Here is a 17,358-nt window from a genome sequence, read left to right on the forward strand (position 1 = left end):
TGATCATATGCGGCGTTTTCAAGCCCTAATCGAAGCCAATAAATCAGGGAAAAACTCAGGCATTTATGCCATTTGCTCAGCTCACCCTTGGGTGCTAGAAGCGTCGATAAGATATGCCAAGCAGGAAAATACGCTGCTATTAATTGAAGCCACGGCCAATCAGGTTAATCAATTTGGCGGTTACACCGGGATGCGTCCCGCGGATTTTATTGCCAAAGTCGAAGAGATGGCCGACGAACTTGGTTTTGATAAGCAGTTACTGATTTTTGGCGGTGATCATTTGGGACCAGTCTGTTGGACGAGTGAAAATAGCCAAGCCGCAATGGCCAAAGCGTGTGACTTAGTCGCTGAATACGTGAAGGCTGGTTTTAAGAAAATTCACTTAGATGCCAGCATGCCCTGTGCTGACGACCCTGACGTGTTAAGCGATGATATTGTAGCTAATCGCGCTGCCTTGTTGTGTCAAACAGCGGAAGCAGCCGCGATTGCGACGTTTGGTCGTAGTGATATTGTTTATGTGATTGGTACTGAAGTTCCCCCTCCTGGTGGCGCTGATGAACAGATTGACAGTCTACAACCGACCAGCCAAGTTGCTGCGCAAGAAACCCTAGCTTGCCATCGTGAACTCTTTGCAAATAAAGGATTAGCGGATGCTTGGCAACGCGTGGTTGCAATGGTGGTGCAGCCGGGTGTTGAGTTTGATAACACCCAAGTTTTTGACTACAAATCGAATGAAGCGAGTGCATTAAAAGATTTTATTCGTACCGTTGACCGTATCGCTTTCGAAGCGCATTCGACAGATTATCAAACTGCAGGCGCTTATCAGTCGTTGGTTGCTGACCACTTTGCCATTTTGAAAGTCGGGCCTGAATTGACCTTTGCGCTGCGCGAAGGATTATTCGCGCTTCACCATATTGAAAAGCAATTACTACCCTATGTTCATAGTCAGTTTGTTGAGGTGGTGGACGAGGTCATGCTGGCAGAGCCTACGAGTTGGCAGCGTTTTTATCACGGCGAATCACAGCAACTCCGTTTCTTGCGTCAATTTAGCTTTAGCGACCGTATTCGCTATTACTGGCATCAAGATGCGGTGCAAAAGGCGTTAGCAACTATGCTCGAAAACCTAGCGCAGCAGACCTTATCATTGCCGCTTATCAGCCAATATTTTCCAGAGCTATATCAACAAGTACGCCGTGGTGAAATAGCAAGGGATGCCAAAGCGTTAGTGATTGCCAAAATTCAACGTGTTGTGGCTCGCTATTCAAATGCGTGTTTTGCCATGGAGAAAGCGTCATGAACACTTTGCTAGGACACGAAATTGCGCAATTAAAAACACGAAATGCCTATTGGACAGCAAAAGAGATCACCCAGCAGCCACAGATGTGGCAAGAAACCGCTCAATTAGTCGCGAGCATAAAGCCTAAGCTTTTGGTGGAGTTAGCTCCTCTTCTAGATGACCCTGATACTCAGGTTATTTTGACGGGGGCGGGTACATCCGCTTATATCGGTGACGCTATCGCCACTCATCTTAATGCACACATGCGCCAAAGTGTGCGGGCAGTGAGCACAACTGATTTAGTTGCTGCACCACGACAATACCTAGCGACGGATAAACCTTGTTTATTAGTATCTTTTGCTCGCTCTGGCAACAGTCCAGAAAGTGTGGCGGCCGTAGAGTTGGTAACACAGCTGGTTAGTAACAGCCAGCACCTTTTTATCACCTGCAACCGTGATGGAAAGTTGCATCAAGCAGCGCTGCAGACAAGCAATGCAACAAGTATATTGCTACCGGAACCTACGCTTGACCAAAGTTTTGCAATGACGAGTAGCTATTCGTCAATGATGGTTGCAGCGCTACAACTTTTTGCAGTGGATGACGGCTCCGTGGATAAATTGATCAATGCAGCGCAAAGCATGTTAGCTGCGGCAGAGCAGCAAAATATCCGTGCATTTGCACAACAACCATTTGAGCGTTTGGTGTACCTAGGCTCTGGCTGTTTGTTGGGATTTGCAAAGGAAGCTGCGTTAAAAATGCTTGAGTTATCGGCAGGCCAAGTAATGAGCGTGAGCGAGTCACCGCTTGGGTTCCGTCATGGTCCAAAATCACTTATCAATAGCAAAACTGTCGTGGTATGTTTTATCTCAAGTGATGGTTATACCAGCTTGTACGATCAGGATTTAGTTGCTGAATTGCAGCGTGACGGTACAGCCATGACGGTGCATTCACTTTGTCCTAAAGTGCCACCACTAGAAGATGTGTGGCAAGGGTTACTGTATATGTTGTTTGCACAGCAGTTAAGTTTCTATAAAGCGCTGAATCTCGGTATTTCACCGGACAATCCTTGCCCGTCGGGGGAAGTGAATAGAGTCGTGCAGGGCGTAGTCATTCATCCATTTGGGAGTGAAGTATGATTTATGGAGTGGATGTTGGCGGGAGCAAAATTGAAATTGCGGTGTTTGATGAAAAGCTACAACGCATAGAGTCTTGGCGTGTGGCGACACCAAAGCACAGTTATGAGGCGTTTTTGGCGCAAATCGTCACTTTGGTGCAGCAAGCCGATGACAAATATGGTTGTAAAGGACAGGTTGGTATTGGTATGCCGGGGATAGTAAATGCGCAGCAGCGCGTGCTATCAGCAAATGTCCCTTGCGCCAATGGTAAAGAAGTTAAGGCTGATCTCGTTGCAAAACTGGAACGGCCCATCGCGGTCGAAAATGACTGCCGTTGCTTTGCGTTATCAGAGGCCAGTCTTGGAGCCGGTAAGCAATATCAAAAGGTCTTTGGGGCAATAATAGGCACCGGTGCTGGAGGCGGGTTTTGCATTGATGGTGCGTTGTATAAAAGTGCCCAAGGGATCGCCGGTGAATATGGCCACCATCCGCTTTCTGCGGTGTTACAGCAAAAATATCACCTGCCTATTTTAGCGTGTGGCTGTGGGTTGCAAGGGTGTTTAGAGCGCTATGTCGCAGGACCAGGGCTTGCCGGTTTGTATCAACATTTCACTACGCGGAAGCGTTCCTCAGAACAAGTTATCACAGCGATGCGGGCTGGAGAAAGTGAAGCAATCCATGCGTTTAATTGCTATATGGATCTGTTGGGCTCGGCGTTTGCAAATTTAATCAAAGCATATGACCCTGAAGTTATCGTGCTTGGCGGTGGCATGTCGCTTATCGATGAACTTGTAGAGGCGCTCCCAAAAGCCATCGAACCTCATGTATTTTCAGCGGTGTCAGTGCCAGATATTGTTAGAGCCAAGCATGGTGATGCAAGTGGTGCATTAGGCGCGGCCCTATTAGGGAGCAAAGTGCATGCTTGAACAGCTTCGTTATATTCGGCCCCATCGTATCTATACCCCTACCAGCGTCCTTGAAGCGCACGTTGCGGTAATAAAAGGTGAGCGTTTTCACGCGATTATTCCAGCGGCGGAAGCGCCTGATAATACCGAATGTTATTCTAATTTAGATATGTGGCCTGGGTTAATTGATTTACATATTCATGGCCGCGAGGGCTGTGATGTTATTGATGGCAAACTCTCCAGTATAGAAACTATTAGCACTTCGTTGCTCAAACATGGCGTCACTGGCTTTTTGGCAACCACGGTGACGACTACATGGCCACAAACTATTGCAGCGATGAAGGTTATTGGAGCCGCCTATAAGCAAAAGATGCCGGGCGCTCAGGTGTTGGGCGGATACAGTGAGGGCTTATTTTTTAGTGAAAAACACAAAGGTGCCCATAACGAAGCTTTCTTTAAGCCGTTAGACGAAGCCTTAATTGATGAAATGATTAGCGCGGCTGATGGTGCGCTTAAAGCAGTGGCGCTTGCACCAGAAAAGGCTAATGGCGTAAAGATGACACAGTACCTAAGTAAACATGGGGTGCGAGTGATGCTAGGTCATTGTGATGCGGATTTTGCGCAAACCAATGCCGCTTTGGCACATGGTGCCTGCGGCGGGGTCCACGTGTTTAACGGCATGCGTGGCATTCATCACCGTGAACCGGGCTGTGCAGGTGCGTTGTTACTTGATAGCCAAGCCTTGGTGGAAGTGATTGCCGACGGTATTCATTTGCACCCTGCGATTTTACAGTTGATCTACCGCCTAAAAGGTCAGCATAAGGTGGCCTTGATCAGTGATTGTATTAATGCTGGTGGCCTTAAAGATGGTGAATATCAATTGGGTGAAATGCCAGTTGTGGTCAAGGATGGCGTGGCGAAAACTCACAGCGGCAGTTTGGCCGGCAGTACACTAACACTTGAAAAAGCAGTGAAGAATTTAGCAGAATTGGCCAATATTCCGCTTCTAGAAGCCATCAATATGGCAAGTTTAGTACCCGCGACTTATTTAAATATGGACAATGAACTTGGTAGCATTGAAGTGGGTAAAATAGCGCATTTTTCTTTGCTAGATGATGCCTTCCAAGTCCAGCATGCCAACTTGTTCGGAAAGCAGATATTTTAAACAAAAACCCAAGCTCACCGCCCTGAAATTGACAAAATACAACGGAATTTTCTTAAATACAGCGGCCTAGCAGTAAGCGATACGGTAAAAATAGGTCACAAAGTTTCGCATTAGAAACTTTTTCGCGAATTGATTGCATTTTAGACGACTTCAAGGATGATGTTCGCTACAAGAGGTGATATACTCCCGCCGAATAATTTTTCTACTTTAAATAGAGTAAAACAATGGCAGATTTATCGAAATACAGAAACATTGGTATTTTCGCGCACGTTGATGCGGGTAAAACTACCACCACTGAGCGTATTCTAAAGCTTACTGGTAAAATCCACAAAACTGGTGAAGTACACGACGGTGAGTCTACTACTGACTTCATGGAGCAGGAAGCTGAGCGTGGTATTACAATCCAATCAGCGGCGGTAACTTGTGAGTGGAAAGGCCACCGTTTAAACGTTATCGATACTCCTGGACACGTTGACTTCACAGTAGAAGTATACCGTTCACTTAAAGTACTTGACGGTGGTATCGGTGTATTCTGTGGTTCTGGTGGTGTTGAGCCACAATCAGAAACTAACTGGCGTTATGCGAACGAATCAGAAGTTGCACGTGTAATCTTCGTAAACAAACTAGACCGTATGGGTGCAGACTTCTACCGCGTAGTTGGTCAGGTTGAGAAAGTACTTGGTGCTAACCCACTAGTGATGACGCTTCCAATCGGTATCGAAGACCAGTTCTGTGGTGTTGTAGACGTACTTGAGAAGAAAGCATACGTTTGGGATGACACAGGTCTTCCTGAAAACTACGAAGTACAAGACGTTCCAGCTGACATGGTAGACAAAGTTGAAGAATACCATGAGATGCTAGTTGAGTCTGCTGTTGAGCAAGACGACGACCTAATGGAAGCGTACATGGAAGGTGAAGTACCTTCTATCGAGCAAATCAAAGCGTGTATCCGTAAAGGTACTCGTGATCTAGCGTTCTTCCCAACTTTCTGTGGTTCAGCGTTCAAAAACAAAGGTATGCAACTTGTACTTGACGCTGTTGTAGATTACCTACCTTCTCCTACAGAAGTTGATCCTCAGCCGCTAACTGATCCAGAAACAGGTGAGCCTACTGGTGAAGTAGCAACTGTTGACGCTGATGCACCACTTAAAGCGCTTGCGTTCAAAATCATGGACGACCGTTTCGGTGCGCTTACGTTCATCCGTATCTACGCTGGTCGCATGAAGAAAGGTGACACTATCCTTAACTCTGCAACTGGTAAAACAGAGCGTATCGGCCGTATGGTTGAGATGCAAGCGGACGAGCGTACTGAACTTACTGAAGCACAAGCGGGTGACATCATCGCTGTTGTTGGTATGAAGAACGTTCAAACAGGTCACACGCTATGTGATCCTAAGCACGAGTGTACACTTGAAGCGATGATCTTCCCTGATCCAGTAATCTCAATCGCTGTTGCACCTAAAGATAAAGGTGGTAACGAGAAGATGGGTATCGCGATCGGTAAGATGGTTGCAGAAGATCCTTCATTCCAAGTTGAGACTGATGAAGATTCAGGTGAAACTATCCTTAAAGGTATGGGTGAGCTTCACCTAGACATTAAGGTAGACATCCTTAAGCGTACATACGGTGTAGACCTAATCGTTGGTCAGCCTCAGGTTGCTTACCGTGAAACTATCACACAAGAAGTTGAAGATAGCTACACGCATAAGAAACAGTCTGGTGGTTCTGGTCAGTTCGGTAAGATTGACTACCGTATCAAGCCTGGTGAAGTTGGTTCTGGCTTTACGTTCAAGTCTACAGTTGTTGGTGGTAACGTTCCTAAGGAATTCTGGCCAGCAGTTGAGAAAGGCTTCAAGTCAATGATGGACGAAGGTGTACTAGCAGGCTTCCCAGTACTAGACGTTGAAGTTGAGCTATTCGACGGTGGTTTCCACGCAGTTGACTCGTCAGCAATCGCGTTCGAAATCGCTGCTAAAGGCGCATTCCGTCAGTCTATCCCTAAAGCGGGTGCACAACTTCTTGAGCCAATCATGAAAGTTGACGTGTTCACGCCAGAAGACAACGTAGGTGACGTAATCGGTGACCTTAACCGTCGTCGCGGTATGATCAAAGACCAAGAAGCTGGCGCAATGGGCGTTCGTATCAAGGGTGAAGTACCACTATCTGAAATGTTCGGATACATCGGTCACCTACGTACTATCACGTCTGGTCGTGGTCAGTTCTCAATGGAATTCTCACACTATGCACCATGTCCAGCAAACGTTGCTGACGCGGTAATCGCAGCTGAGAAAGAGAAAAAAGCAGCTAAGTAATTAATTACTTATTTTGCATAAAAAGGTCGCCTTTGGCGGCCTTTTTTATTTTTAAACTCAATGATTTACTGCGTTAATATCCTGTCTAAAAGTCGTCACGATTATTTCATGTTTTATTAATTTTAAAGTTCTTGCTTTAGGAACATTGGCACTTTATCATTAGCTTTTCTTCAATAAATTGGGTCACGTTATTGCGTCGAGGGCTCAAATTTGATTGTGGTTGGGTAAATAAAGGAGATACTCAATGAGAACCCTAGAGTTGGAAATAAACTGGCTTTTCTACGTGTTTACTTTGTCGTTGATCTGGCTTGGTAATGAGCTGTTTTCTATCTTGGCTATTCCCTCATCATTGTTGCAAATAGTTACATTAATTTTACTGTTGTTTACTCTAACAACATTGGCACTATCATTAACTGGAAAGCGTTTTCTTCATATAGATAAAGCGGGAGTTAGCTATAACTTTTTTGGTAAGACTCATTATATCCATGCGGAACATATTCAGGCGATTAGGTTACGCTCCTTAGGTGTTTTAAGTATCCCAGAAGTGTATCTTGATGACGGTCGTGTCATTCGCTTCTTTAGTTGGAAAATGAATAGTGATGAGCTTTTAAAAGCAGAAAGCTTGATTAGGTAAGTTGAAGCTGTGCAGGTGAAAATTTCACCTGCTCCAAATAATGACGCTTACTTCTCGTTAAGCCAAATAGCAGCTTGCTTTGCAAAGTAAGTCAAAATACCATCTGCACCAGCACGCTTAAAGGCGAGTAAAGATTCTAGTACGACAGGTTTTTCAGCCAACCAACCATTGTCAATTGCAGCCTTATGCATCGCATATTCACCACTGACTTGATAAGCGAATGTTGGCACCCCAAACTCATCTTTAACGCGTCTGACGACATCTAGATATGGCATGCCAGGTTTTACCATCACCATATCGGCACCTTCTTGTAAATCCAAAGCCACTTCACGTAATGCTTCGTCAGAATTAGCAGGATCCATTTGGTAGGTTTTTTTGTCTGCACCTTTAAGGTTGCCCGCAGAGCCAATTGCGTCACGGAAAGGGCCATAGTAGCTTGAAGCGTACTTGGCAGAGTAGGCCATAATACGAGTATGGATAAAGCCACACTCTTCAAGTGCTTCACGTACAGCGCCAATTCGGCCATCCATCATATCCGATGGTGCAACAACGTCGGCACCGGCTTCTGCATGAGAAAGCGCTTGCTTGACCAGTACTTCTACGGTTTCTTCATTCATGACATAACCGTGTTCATCCAAGATACCGTCTTGGCCGTGCACTGTGAATGGGTCTAGTGCAACGTCAGTGATCACACCGAGCTCGGGACATGCTGCTTTGATTGCACGAATGGCTTTTTGTGCAATTCCTTCTGGATTGTATGCCTCTTCAGCGAGCAATGTTTTTTGCTCTGCTGGCGTTACCGGGAACAAGGCGATAGCAGGAATACCTAGCTCTACTAATAGTTTGGCTTCCTCAACTAATAGATCAATAGATAAGCGCTCAATACCTGGCATAGATGGGATCGCTTCACGTTTAGACTCACCATCAAGCACGAACACTGGATAGATTAAATCGTTAACCGTTAGCGTACTTTCGCTCATTAGACGTCTTGAAAAATCATCGCGGCGCATTCTACGCATACGAGTAAGGGGGAAAAGATCGAGTCCTGATTGAGCCACGTTAGTTCTCCTGGTTAGGTTTGAAAGTAACAACGCGATTACGGCCTTGTTGTTTTGCTTGATACAAGGCTTTGTCTGCATTGTCCGTATAAAGTTGTGGGTTATGCGGATCGCAAACCACAGCGCTGTATATACCAGCGCTAGTGGTCATATTTAATGTGTTTTCCCCAAGTTTGATATTGAGCTCTTGGGTTGCGATTCTTAATCGCTCAGCTACTTCACGTGCGCCATCTTCAGCTGTATTTGGGAGAAGTAAAATGAACTCTTCACCGCCATAACGGAACACTTCGTCATGCGGTCGCCGTAAGTGTGACTTAATTAAATTGGCAAATTCGCAAATAGCCTGATCACCAGCCAAGTGGCCATATTTATCGTTAATTTTTTTGAAGTGATCGATATCAAAAATGACGAGGCTCAGTACTGTCTGTTCCCGTCTTGAGCGTCGTACTTCCATTTGTAAGCGCTTATCGAAGTAACGACGATTTTTCACTTTAGTGAGTGGGTCTTCCATGTTCATCCGTTCTAGTTCTCGATTTTTATCTTCGAGTTCTCGTAACGTGACTTGTAGCTCAAAAGTGCGTTCCTCAATATTGGATTCTAAATCATATTGTGCTTGTTCTTGGAGTTTGAGCTTCTCTTTTAATAAGGCATCTTCAGCTTGGGTATGCGCCAATCGTTGTTGTTGCTTAACCAGCTTTTCGTCTCTTTGAAAAATGTAAAGGCGTACTAGTAAATAGCTGAGTAAAGTCGCTTCTATCGCAAAAATACCAAAGTACCCCAAGTGATTTAAAAAGCTTCCAGACTGAACACCGAGTTCAACTGTAAATGGGTAGCTGATCACAATAAAGTGGCAAAGTGCAATCGCAATTAAGATATTGCGGTTTTTATTGCTAAATCGGGTAAGTATGTAGATAAGTATTAGTGCGATAATAAAACTGATACTTTGAGCTAATAAAAGTGACTGAGAAACTGGCAGAAAAGCGGTTATTACGAACAAACTCACTATGACCGCAATGATTCTTTTACGTGTAAGCAGAGGGTGAGCGAGTAACCTTCTTTCTGCGCAATAACTAGCAGTAGGCAACAGTAGTATACTGAGCAGCAAAGTCATGACACCTTGGCCATACTGCTGGAACCACTGCCAAGTAGAATACAAGTAGCGGTAGCCAAAGCCATAAATATGAGCGTTAAATAGCCAGATTATAGCGATGAATAAAGTTGCGCATAGAAAGTAACTTCTTTTGGTAACAAAATAAAGTGTGGCATTAGTTAAAGCGAGTGCTAATACAAAGCCTGCTAAAATCCCAAAAATAAGATTAAATTTACTCTTAAATTGAAGGTATTCGTTAGGCTCCCAGATAGCAATAGGTGCATTGAACACACCATCATCATTGATTTGCAAATATAAATGGCTTTGCGTTTGTGGCTGTAGCTCAAGTGGAATGACTAACGACTCATATTTAAGTGGTCGTCTTATCAGTGGTAGCGCATCACCCATATCAAGAGTAAATATAGGATGGTTTGGTTTAACATGATAAGCAGTCACCGCATCAATGAGGTTATTGTTTATACTGACTAACACCGGTGTGAGAGCGTTATTCGCGTTGTGTATTGTAATCTTTAACCATAAAAATTTCTCAACAGGCCGGAGGCCTTTTGGAACTTGAATGCTTTCATGCCATTCGGCTGGGGCTGCAAGTAATTTAGCTAAAGAGGCGTCTTCACTCAGTGTATAACTTAACTTTATTTGGTGCTCTACCTTAAATGACTCAGAAATAGTCACAGTAGAAAATGCGGCGGAGCTGAATAACAATAAAAGTAAAGATAACACAATGCGCATTATTGGTTTTACCTCACAAACAATTGTTTAAAATTGGTAGTGGTTGTGGATATAACTTCTGAAATGGGACATTGTTTTAAGCGTGCAATTTGCTCAGCTACATAGGATAAGTACATTGGTTCATTGCGGCGAGATTTAGGTTTTGGGTTAATTGTTCTTGGTAGTAGGTACGGCGCGTCTGTTTCCAAAAGTAAACGGTCAAGAGGTATGTATTGAATGAGCTCTTGCAGCGTTGTGCCTCTACGTTCATCGCAAACCCAGCCTGTGATGCCAATCATTAGTCCGTAATCTAAGTAATGGCGCAGTGCGGTACGGTCACCAGTAAAACAGTGTAGTACTCCTTGAACTTTAACTTCTTGCAGTAGCGCAAATAGCGCATCGTGCGCATCTCTTTCATGTAGATACACTGGGTAGTTAATAGCTTCTGCTAGCTGCAGTTGCGTCAAGCACACGTTTTGTTGTATTGGCCTTGGTGAAAAGTCGCGATTAAAGTCCAAGCCACATTCACCAACAGCAATAGCCTTGTTGCTACTTTTTAAAAGAGTGAGGAGGTCATCGTAGAGCGTGTCAGGTGCATCTTTGGCATCGTGTGGGTGGACACCTGCTGTACAATAAAGTTGGTATTGCTCAGCGAGTGAAATACTTTGCTCGCTGCTTGTTAAATCGCAGCCAATTGCTAGCATAGATTCTATGCCTGCTTCTTTGGCTCTAGTAATTACCTCGGCCAAGTCGGATGAAAATTGCGAGCTGGTGAGGTTTACACCAGCATCGATCATCTTGTCCATTAGTTAACTCGTTTAACTCGCGTTGTGCGGTTTGAACCCGCTTTTTTCATCAAAAATGAGCCGAAAGAAGCACGCTCAATAATTAATGTGTCGCCCTCGTTGGCAAAAAAGGTCTCTGATGAAACTTGTCGCCATACTTGGCCATTGTCTAGAGTGAAGACCATTTTATTACGGCCTTGGGTAGAGGTTTTAACTAGTTTAGCCGTAATTTCTTCGATTTCTTCGCTTGCTGCTTTAACTTTATGCTCTAAGCCAAAACCATCTTCTTTCGACTCTATTTTTTCTACGCTTCGCGCTTCACTTACCTTATTTTTACTTGTGATTGCTTTGCCAGACTGCGCTTCAGTGATTGGTTTATTTGCAATCACATTGTCATAGCACATGAGCCGCTTAAAATCATTCTCAATCAGGGTACAAGCTTGTAGAGCCTGTGTATTGATCGGCTTTGCAGCGCAAAGAGAGGTAAAGCCAACTGCAAACAGTATCATGGTTTTTTTCATTCTTCTGACTCCTGTTGTTGTGGTTTAGTGCTATAAAATCTGGCTAGAATGAGCCCCAACTCAAACAAGAGTAGCATAGGTAGTGCCAATAAAGTTTGAGATAGAACATCAGGGGGGGTTAAAAACATTGCGATGACAAAAGCACCAACGACAACATAAGGCCGTTTCTCTTTTAAACTCGCAGGGGTTGTCATACCACTCCAACATATAAGCATGATGGCAACGGGAATTTCAAAGGCGATGCCAAAAGCAAAAAATAGCTTCAGGATAAAGCCAAGATAACTGCTAATATCTGGTGATAATGTCATCATCTCCGGTCCCACACTGGTAAAAAAACCGAGAATGATAGGCATGACAACAAAGTAGCAAAAGGCAATCCCGCCATAAAATAGTAGTACACTAGAAAGTAATATCGGTATAAGCATCCGCTTTTCATGCTTATATAAGCCTGGTGCGATGAAGCCCCACACTTGATGTAAAATAAATGGCACTGCAGCGAATAACGACACGAATAATGTTAGTTTAAAGGGGGCAAAAAACGGTGCTGTAACATCTGTTGCGATCATTGTTGTATTGCTAGGCAAGCTATTTACTAGCGGCGCCGCAACAAACGCATAGATATCATTGGCGAAATACACCAAGGAAACAAAGATAACGAAAACGCTCATTAACGCTCTCATTAAGCGGTTTCTTAACTCAACAAGGTGAGCTATAAATCCACTCTGGGCTGATTCTGTCATGTAACTTGACTCGTACGAATATAATGTCAATTGGATAAGAGAAAAGGTACTGCTTGGATGTCTAAATATCCAAAACTTGAACCCATTCTAACTATCTAACTGGTAGATTGATTAGTCTTTATTTTTATTATTTTCGGTTGATTTATAAGAATGTCTGACTGATTCAGCCGCTTCCTGTAATTCTTGAACGGATTGCTTGAGTTCGGGGGCCAAATCTTGCATTCCCTGTTGTTCCGCTTTCTTTAAATTATTATGTAGCTCGTGAACGCGTAACTCTTCACTTACTTCAGCTTTGACTGAATTAGCGACAGACTTTACCGTTTTTATCCATCTCGCTACGGTGCGGATTGCAACGGGAAGACGTTCAGGGCCAAGTACAATTAGACCGACGATAAGAACGACCACTAACTCCCACATACCCATGTTGAATTACACCTTATCTTTTTCTTTCTCTGATACAGGTTGTGCTTGCTCAGTTGTTGTATTTTTTAACTTTTCTGGCTCAGAGTCGGTCGCAGTTTGCTCATCCGATACCGCCTTTTTAAAGCCTTTAACTGCACCGCCTAAATCACTACCAATACCGCGTAGTTTTTTAGTTCCAAATAACAAAACAATGATGGCTAAAATAATAAGTAATTGCCAAATACTGATCCCACCGAATCCCATAATAACTCCATTGATACTTACTGCTTATGAATAATGATTATACGCCTAGCGAGCAAAAAATCACCCTGTTTTACGCCATGCGCCAATAAATACTAGCACGGCAATAATCGCAAGTAGGCTACTTGCGACAGGTTTGTCAAAAATAAAGCTCAATCCCGATATTATTGCAAAACTACTCGCTGCTAAGCCTAACAACAGCGGCTTTGTAGCAGTATCTGCTTTTTGTGTGACAGGTGGAGGTGGGCGGCGCTTGAGATTTTGATAAATCAAATCTGGCAGTTCAGGCATTTTTTCAGCCCAAAATGGTAAGTTTGCATATAGCTTTTTCGCCACCGCGAAAGGGCCTACTTGCTCTTGTACCCAATGCTCTAAAAATGGTTTTGCTGTTTTCCACAGATCTAACTGCGGATAAAGCTGACGCCCTAGACCTTCTACATACAGCAGGGTTTTTTGCAATAATACTAATTGTGGTTGCACTTCCATGTTGAAGCGCCTCGCCGTGTTAAACAAATTCACTAGCACATGGCCAAAAGAGATTTCTGCAAGCGGCTTGTTAAAAATAGGTTCGCATACGGTGCGAATGGCAAACTCAAACTCTTCTACGCAGGTATCTGCAGGAACCCAGCCAGAGTCCACATGAAGCTGTGCCACCTGACGATAATCACGATTAAAAAAGGCGATAAAGTTTTCGGCCAAATACCTTTTATCTTCACGGTTTAAGGTGCCGACTATGCCGCAATCTATGCCAATGTACTTAGGGTTATGAGGATTTTCACGAGCGACAAAAATATTGCCAGGATGCATATCTGCATGGAAAAAACTGTCACGGAAGACCTGTGTGAAAAAGACTTCCACGCCGCGCTCGGCCAGCAATTTCATATTGGTGCCTTGCGCTAACAAGGCTTCGGTGTCTGAAACCGGAATACCGTAGATGCGTTCCATCACCAGCACGTTTTTACGTGAATAATCACTATATACCTCAGGGATATACAGTGAATCTGAGTCTTCAAAGTTGCGTCTGAGTTGAATTGCGTTCGCGCCTTCTCGCATCAAGTCTAGCTCGTCGAGTAAGGTTTTTTTGTATTCCCTAACAACTTCCACTGGGCGCAGACGTTTTCCTTCGCTGAGTAAATTGACAACGATTTTAGCGAAACGCTCCATTAAAGAGAGATCGGCATGGATTTGTTTTTCGATATCGGGACGAATAACTTTGATCACGACATCCTTCAGATCTTCTTTGTGTTGTAGCTTGGCAGCATGCACTTGCGCTATTGAGGCTGAAGCCAGCGGGTTTGATTCAAATTCAGCAAAGTATTCATGAATATCGTCGATTTCTAGCGCTTGTTCAATGAGCTTTTGTGCCATCGCGGGGTCAAATGGTTGAACTTGATCCTGCAAAAATGCAAGTTCTTCGGCAATGTCTGGTGGCAGTAAATCTCGACGGGTCGAAAGCATCTGGCCGAACTTGATCCACACCGGCCCCAAAGTTTGTAGTGCCAGACGTAGGCGTGTGCCTACTGGTTTGTCTTTATGTTTGTTGCGCAGCCAAAACAAACTTGCTCGAGCGAGTTTACCGTACCAAGGCTGCTTATGCGCAGGGACGATTTCGTCTAAACCATAGGTTAAAAATGTTTTGGTGATCTGATGCAAGCGAAGTAAAGACAACCTAATTTCCTTTGTTCTGCTGAAGTAATGCGCTGAGGCGTTGATTTAAGCTTTCGACTTGATTGTTTAGGGTTCTCACTTGCTGCTTAAACTGTTGAAACTCGAGCGGGTGAGGCGCAACCTTCAACTCATCTTGAAATAACCCAGTTAGTGTTGCTTTGGCTACCTGTCCATCTTGCTTTGCGCGATGCGCTAACTTATGAAAGGTATCTACGGCAACTTGTGCGGGTGCATCACCGACATATTTGGCGAGGTGCTCCGCCCAATCAATATCAAGTGTTGCCAACGCACTACTATATAGTTGTGCTAGTGCCAAATCCCCTTCAAGATCGAGCTTATCTTGACGGATAAGCGCAGTAAGTTGGCTTGGATCTTTGAGCTCAAGCAAGGTTGGTAAATCGGCACTAATAGAACAATCGGCTTCGCCATCAAAAGGGCATAGAACGTGAATGTTAATGCCTGTGTAAGTAATAGCTAAACAAGTATTTTGATCTCGAATATCAACACTGAGCACTTTGTGTTGGCCTTTACTTAGCACATGCTTTAGCTCAGGTGAGAGTTTAAGACCTTTGTTTAAAGCCGTCTCAAGTACGGCGCCAAGTAATGAAGCTAACACAGCAACTCCTAGAATTTAAAGCCGCGATGAAGGGCGACGATGCCTCCGGTCATGTTTTGGTAGTCAGTTTGTTCAAAACCGGCTTCATCCATCATGGATTTTAGCGTTTCTTGATCTGGGTGCATGCGAATAGACTCTGCAAGGTAGCGATAAGACTCACTGTCATTTGCAACTAATTTGCCCATGGCTGGGAGTAGTGTAAATGAATACATATCATACAACTTTGCCAGCGCTTCATTATCTGTCTTTGAAAATTCAAGTACCAGTAAGCGTCCACCTGGCTTTAGTACTCTGTACATTGAGCGCAATGCTTTATCTTTATCAGTTACGTTACGTAAACCAAAGGCAATAGTGATGACATCAAAAGTATTATCGGCAAATGGTAGCATTTCTGCGTTCATTTGAACGTATTCAATATTGCCAACAAGTCCCGAATCGCGTAATTTTTCGCGGCCTACTTTAAGCATTGAGTCGTTAATATCACCTAAAACAACTTGTCCTTTATCACCAACTAATTCGCTAAATCTTGCGGTTAAATCACCCGTACCGCCAGCAAGATCAAGTACTTTGTGACCAGCGCGTACACCTGAGCAGGCAATAGTTTGACGCTTCCACAAACGATGGATACCGAATGACATCAGATCATTCATGATGTCGTATTTTGCAGCTACAGAATGAAATACGTCTGCAACCATAGAGGCTTTTTTGTCGGTCTCGACTGTTTTGTATCCAAAGTGGGTAGTATTGTCTTGTGACTCTTTCATGTGGGTTCCATCATTACTCTGCAACTATGCTTGCTAGTGTACTTGATTGGTAGCCGTAGGTGCAATTTCTTATCCGTGTTGTATTGTTGAAAATGCAAACAAAAGAGGATATTGCGGATCAGTGACTAATATAACAGTGTTGGCCGAGAGAATGTGCTTTCTGTGCAGCGTAACCTGCGCGTTTTGCCAACATATTAAAGTCTTGCTCTGGTGCAAGTTGGGCTATCCCAAGGGCCAGAGACACATTGGGTAATGGAATTTTCCCTTTCGCGCTGACAAACTTTAATCGCTCAACACCTTTACGCACTTTTTCCGCGATAACACTCGCGGTATCTAAATCTACATCGGCAAGGATAACCGTGAATTCTTTTTTACCTGTGCGACCAGGTAAGCCGCTTTCAACGACATAACGTTTGATATTATTGGCGATACGATTAAGCACAACTTCACCCACAACATCACCAAACCGCGTTGAAAACTCGTCAAGGTTATCAACTTGAATAGAAAGCGCACAGACAGATTTTTGCTGTGATTGCCATAGGGACACTTTTTGATGAAGATAGTGACGCTTATAAAGACCCGTTTGTGGGTCTAATAAGTGTTGTTTACGCAAGTCGAGTAGTAACTTTTGATTACGTTCATAATCTAAACGCGATTTTATTAACGCTTGTTTAAATTGTTTGTGCTGTTTTAGCAATAGCTCAGTTTGTTTGGTGAGTGTTGATAGTGCGCGCTTACTCTTTTGAATGTTGTGTTCATCTAAATTATGCACACATTGACTGACTTGTTGGGCAAAGCGAATAACCTGCTTTTGTGAGGTTTCTGCATTTTCGTGTAATTCAGTCACCAAAGAATCAACACCTTCAAGCAATTCAGATTGTGTTTTTTGTCCTTGATCTAGAAACTGATAGTAGAGTTGTTCAATGAATACACAGTCTATTTTTGTGTGCGCTTTGATGGCTTTGTTGATGGCACAGTCGAGATCTTTGTTCGTGGCGCTAATATGGGTATAAGCAACCTGATAATTTAAAGGCGTGGGCGGCAAATGATGTTGCTCTAAAAACAGGCACACCTGTGTCATTTTTTCTTGGGCAACAGCCATGGGATCATGGAGCATCATTTCATTTACCACAACAATTAATTATCAAACGTTAATGAACTACCACCAACTCCATCGGTGTAACTCTTGTCCTAATTGCACTAGACCTACATTAATCTGTATCGTCCGAATTTAAAAGTAAAAAATTTGTCTTTGAAATAGAAAATTTACATTTTTTTGTTGAATTGCTGATTTTCTCATCAATTTTTACTAGGTTG

The 17,358-nt window shown here is 43.7% G+C and carries 17 protein-coding genes; 6 read left to right on the forward strand and 11 right to left on the reverse strand.

Features of this window, described 5'->3' with window-relative positions; all coding sequences use genetic code 11:
- The first annotated feature begins 7 nt into the window (after positions 1–7).
- The 6 genes from DS891_RS15170 (at position 8) to DS891_RS15195 (ending at position 7,407) form a co-directional block, all read left to right on the forward strand.
- Positions 8–1,297 (forward strand): D-tagatose-bisphosphate aldolase, class II, non-catalytic subunit, encoded by a 1,290-nt coding sequence (locus DS891_RS15170; RefSeq protein ID WP_174170235.1) that lies wholly within the window; start codon positions 8–10, stop codon positions 1,295–1,297.
- On the forward strand, positions 1,294–2,412 hold the full coding sequence (locus DS891_RS15175) for an SIS domain-containing protein (RefSeq protein WP_102057733.1): 1,119 nt from the start codon (positions 1,294–1,296) through the stop codon (positions 2,410–2,412). Before DS891_RS15170 ends, DS891_RS15175 begins: the two co-directional genes overlap by 4 nt.
- Positions 2,409–3,317: an ROK family protein gene (locus DS891_RS15180; protein ID WP_174170236.1), complete on the forward strand. Its 909-nt coding sequence runs from the start codon at positions 2,409–2,411 to the stop codon at positions 3,315–3,317. Before DS891_RS15175 ends, DS891_RS15180 begins: the two co-directional genes overlap by 4 nt.
- A complete protein-coding gene (gene nagA / locus DS891_RS15185) occupies positions 3,310–4,461 on the forward strand; it encodes an N-acetylglucosamine-6-phosphate deacetylase (RefSeq protein WP_174170237.1) in 1,152 nt (383 codons plus the stop codon). The genes DS891_RS15180 and nagA overlap by 8 nt, the downstream gene beginning before the upstream one ends.
- Positions 4,462–4,685: 224 nt before the next feature.
- Entirely contained in the window at positions 4,686–6,773 is a 2,088-nt protein-coding gene (gene fusA / locus DS891_RS15190) for an elongation factor G (protein ID WP_174170238.1), read from the forward strand.
- Between the two features lie 244 nt (positions 6,774–7,017).
- Positions 7,018–7,407 carry a hypothetical protein gene (locus tag DS891_RS15195; protein ID WP_174170239.1) on the forward strand — a complete coding sequence of 130 codons (390 nt, stop codon included), beginning with the start codon at positions 7,018–7,020 and terminating at the stop codon, positions 7,405–7,407.
- Positions 7,408–7,454: 47 nt separating this feature from the next.
- On the opposite strand, the gene hemB is transcribed toward DS891_RS15195, so the two are convergent.
- The 11 genes from hemB to DS891_RS15250 all read right to left on the reverse strand — a co-directional run bounded on the left by hemB (position 7,455) and on the right by DS891_RS15250 (position 17,161).
- Positions 7,455–8,465, reverse strand: a complete 1,011-nt coding sequence (gene hemB / locus DS891_RS15200; RefSeq protein WP_174170240.1) for a porphobilinogen synthase — start codon at positions 8,463–8,465, stop codon at positions 7,455–7,457.
- Between the two features lies 1 nt (position 8,466).
- On the reverse strand, positions 8,467–10,305 hold the full coding sequence (locus DS891_RS15205; protein WP_174170241.1) for a diguanylate cyclase: 1,839 nt from the start codon (positions 10,303–10,305) through the stop codon (positions 8,467–8,469).
- 8 nt (positions 10,306–10,313) lie between these two features.
- Positions 10,314–11,090, reverse strand: coding sequence for a TatD family hydrolase (locus DS891_RS15210; RefSeq protein ID WP_174170242.1), 777 nt, complete (start codon positions 11,088–11,090; stop codon positions 10,314–10,316).
- Entirely contained in the window at positions 11,090–11,590 is a 501-nt protein-coding gene (locus tag DS891_RS15215) for a hypothetical protein (RefSeq protein ID WP_010606881.1), read from the reverse strand. Before DS891_RS15215 ends, DS891_RS15210 begins: the two co-directional genes overlap by 1 nt.
- Complete coding sequence (gene tatC / locus DS891_RS15220; protein ID WP_010606880.1) at positions 11,587–12,330, reverse strand: twin-arginine translocase subunit TatC; 744 nt, start codon at positions 12,328–12,330, stop codon at positions 11,587–11,589. Before tatC ends, DS891_RS15215 begins: the two co-directional genes overlap by 4 nt.
- A gap of 111 nt (positions 12,331–12,441) precedes the next feature.
- The gene (gene tatB, locus DS891_RS15225) at positions 12,442–12,753 is read right to left on the reverse strand and encodes a Sec-independent protein translocase protein TatB (protein ID WP_010606879.1); all 312 of its coding nucleotides are present in this window, start codon (positions 12,751–12,753) and stop codon (positions 12,442–12,444) included.
- 6 nt (positions 12,754–12,759) lie between these two features.
- Entirely contained in the window at positions 12,760–12,996 is a 237-nt protein-coding gene (gene tatA, locus DS891_RS15230) for a Sec-independent protein translocase subunit TatA (RefSeq protein ID WP_010376470.1), read from the reverse strand.
- 60 nt (positions 12,997–13,056) lie between these two features.
- On the reverse strand, positions 13,057–14,661 hold the full coding sequence (gene ubiB / locus DS891_RS15235; RefSeq protein WP_174170243.1) for a ubiquinone biosynthesis regulatory protein kinase UbiB: 1,605 nt from the start codon (positions 14,659–14,661) through the stop codon (positions 13,057–13,059).
- A 1-nt stretch (position 14,662) separates the two neighbouring features.
- On the reverse strand, positions 14,663–15,277 hold the full coding sequence (locus DS891_RS15240) for an SCP2 domain-containing protein (RefSeq protein WP_174170244.1): 615 nt from the start codon (positions 15,275–15,277) through the stop codon (positions 14,663–14,665).
- Positions 15,278–15,285: 8 nt separating this feature from the next.
- Positions 15,286–16,041: a bifunctional demethylmenaquinone methyltransferase/2-methoxy-6-polyprenyl-1,4-benzoquinol methylase UbiE gene (ubiE, locus tag DS891_RS15245; protein WP_174170245.1), complete on the reverse strand. Its 756-nt coding sequence runs from the start codon at positions 16,039–16,041 to the stop codon at positions 15,286–15,288.
- Positions 16,042–16,159: 118 nt separating this feature from the next.
- Entirely contained in the window at positions 16,160–17,161 is a 1,002-nt protein-coding gene (locus DS891_RS15250) for a GGDEF domain-containing protein (protein WP_174170246.1), read from the reverse strand.
- Between the last annotated feature and the right edge of the window lie 197 nt (positions 17,162–17,358).

The organism is Pseudoalteromonas sp. JC28 (assembly GCF_013319255.1).
Lineage (GTDB): Bacteria > Pseudomonadota > Gammaproteobacteria > Enterobacterales > Alteromonadaceae > Pseudoalteromonas.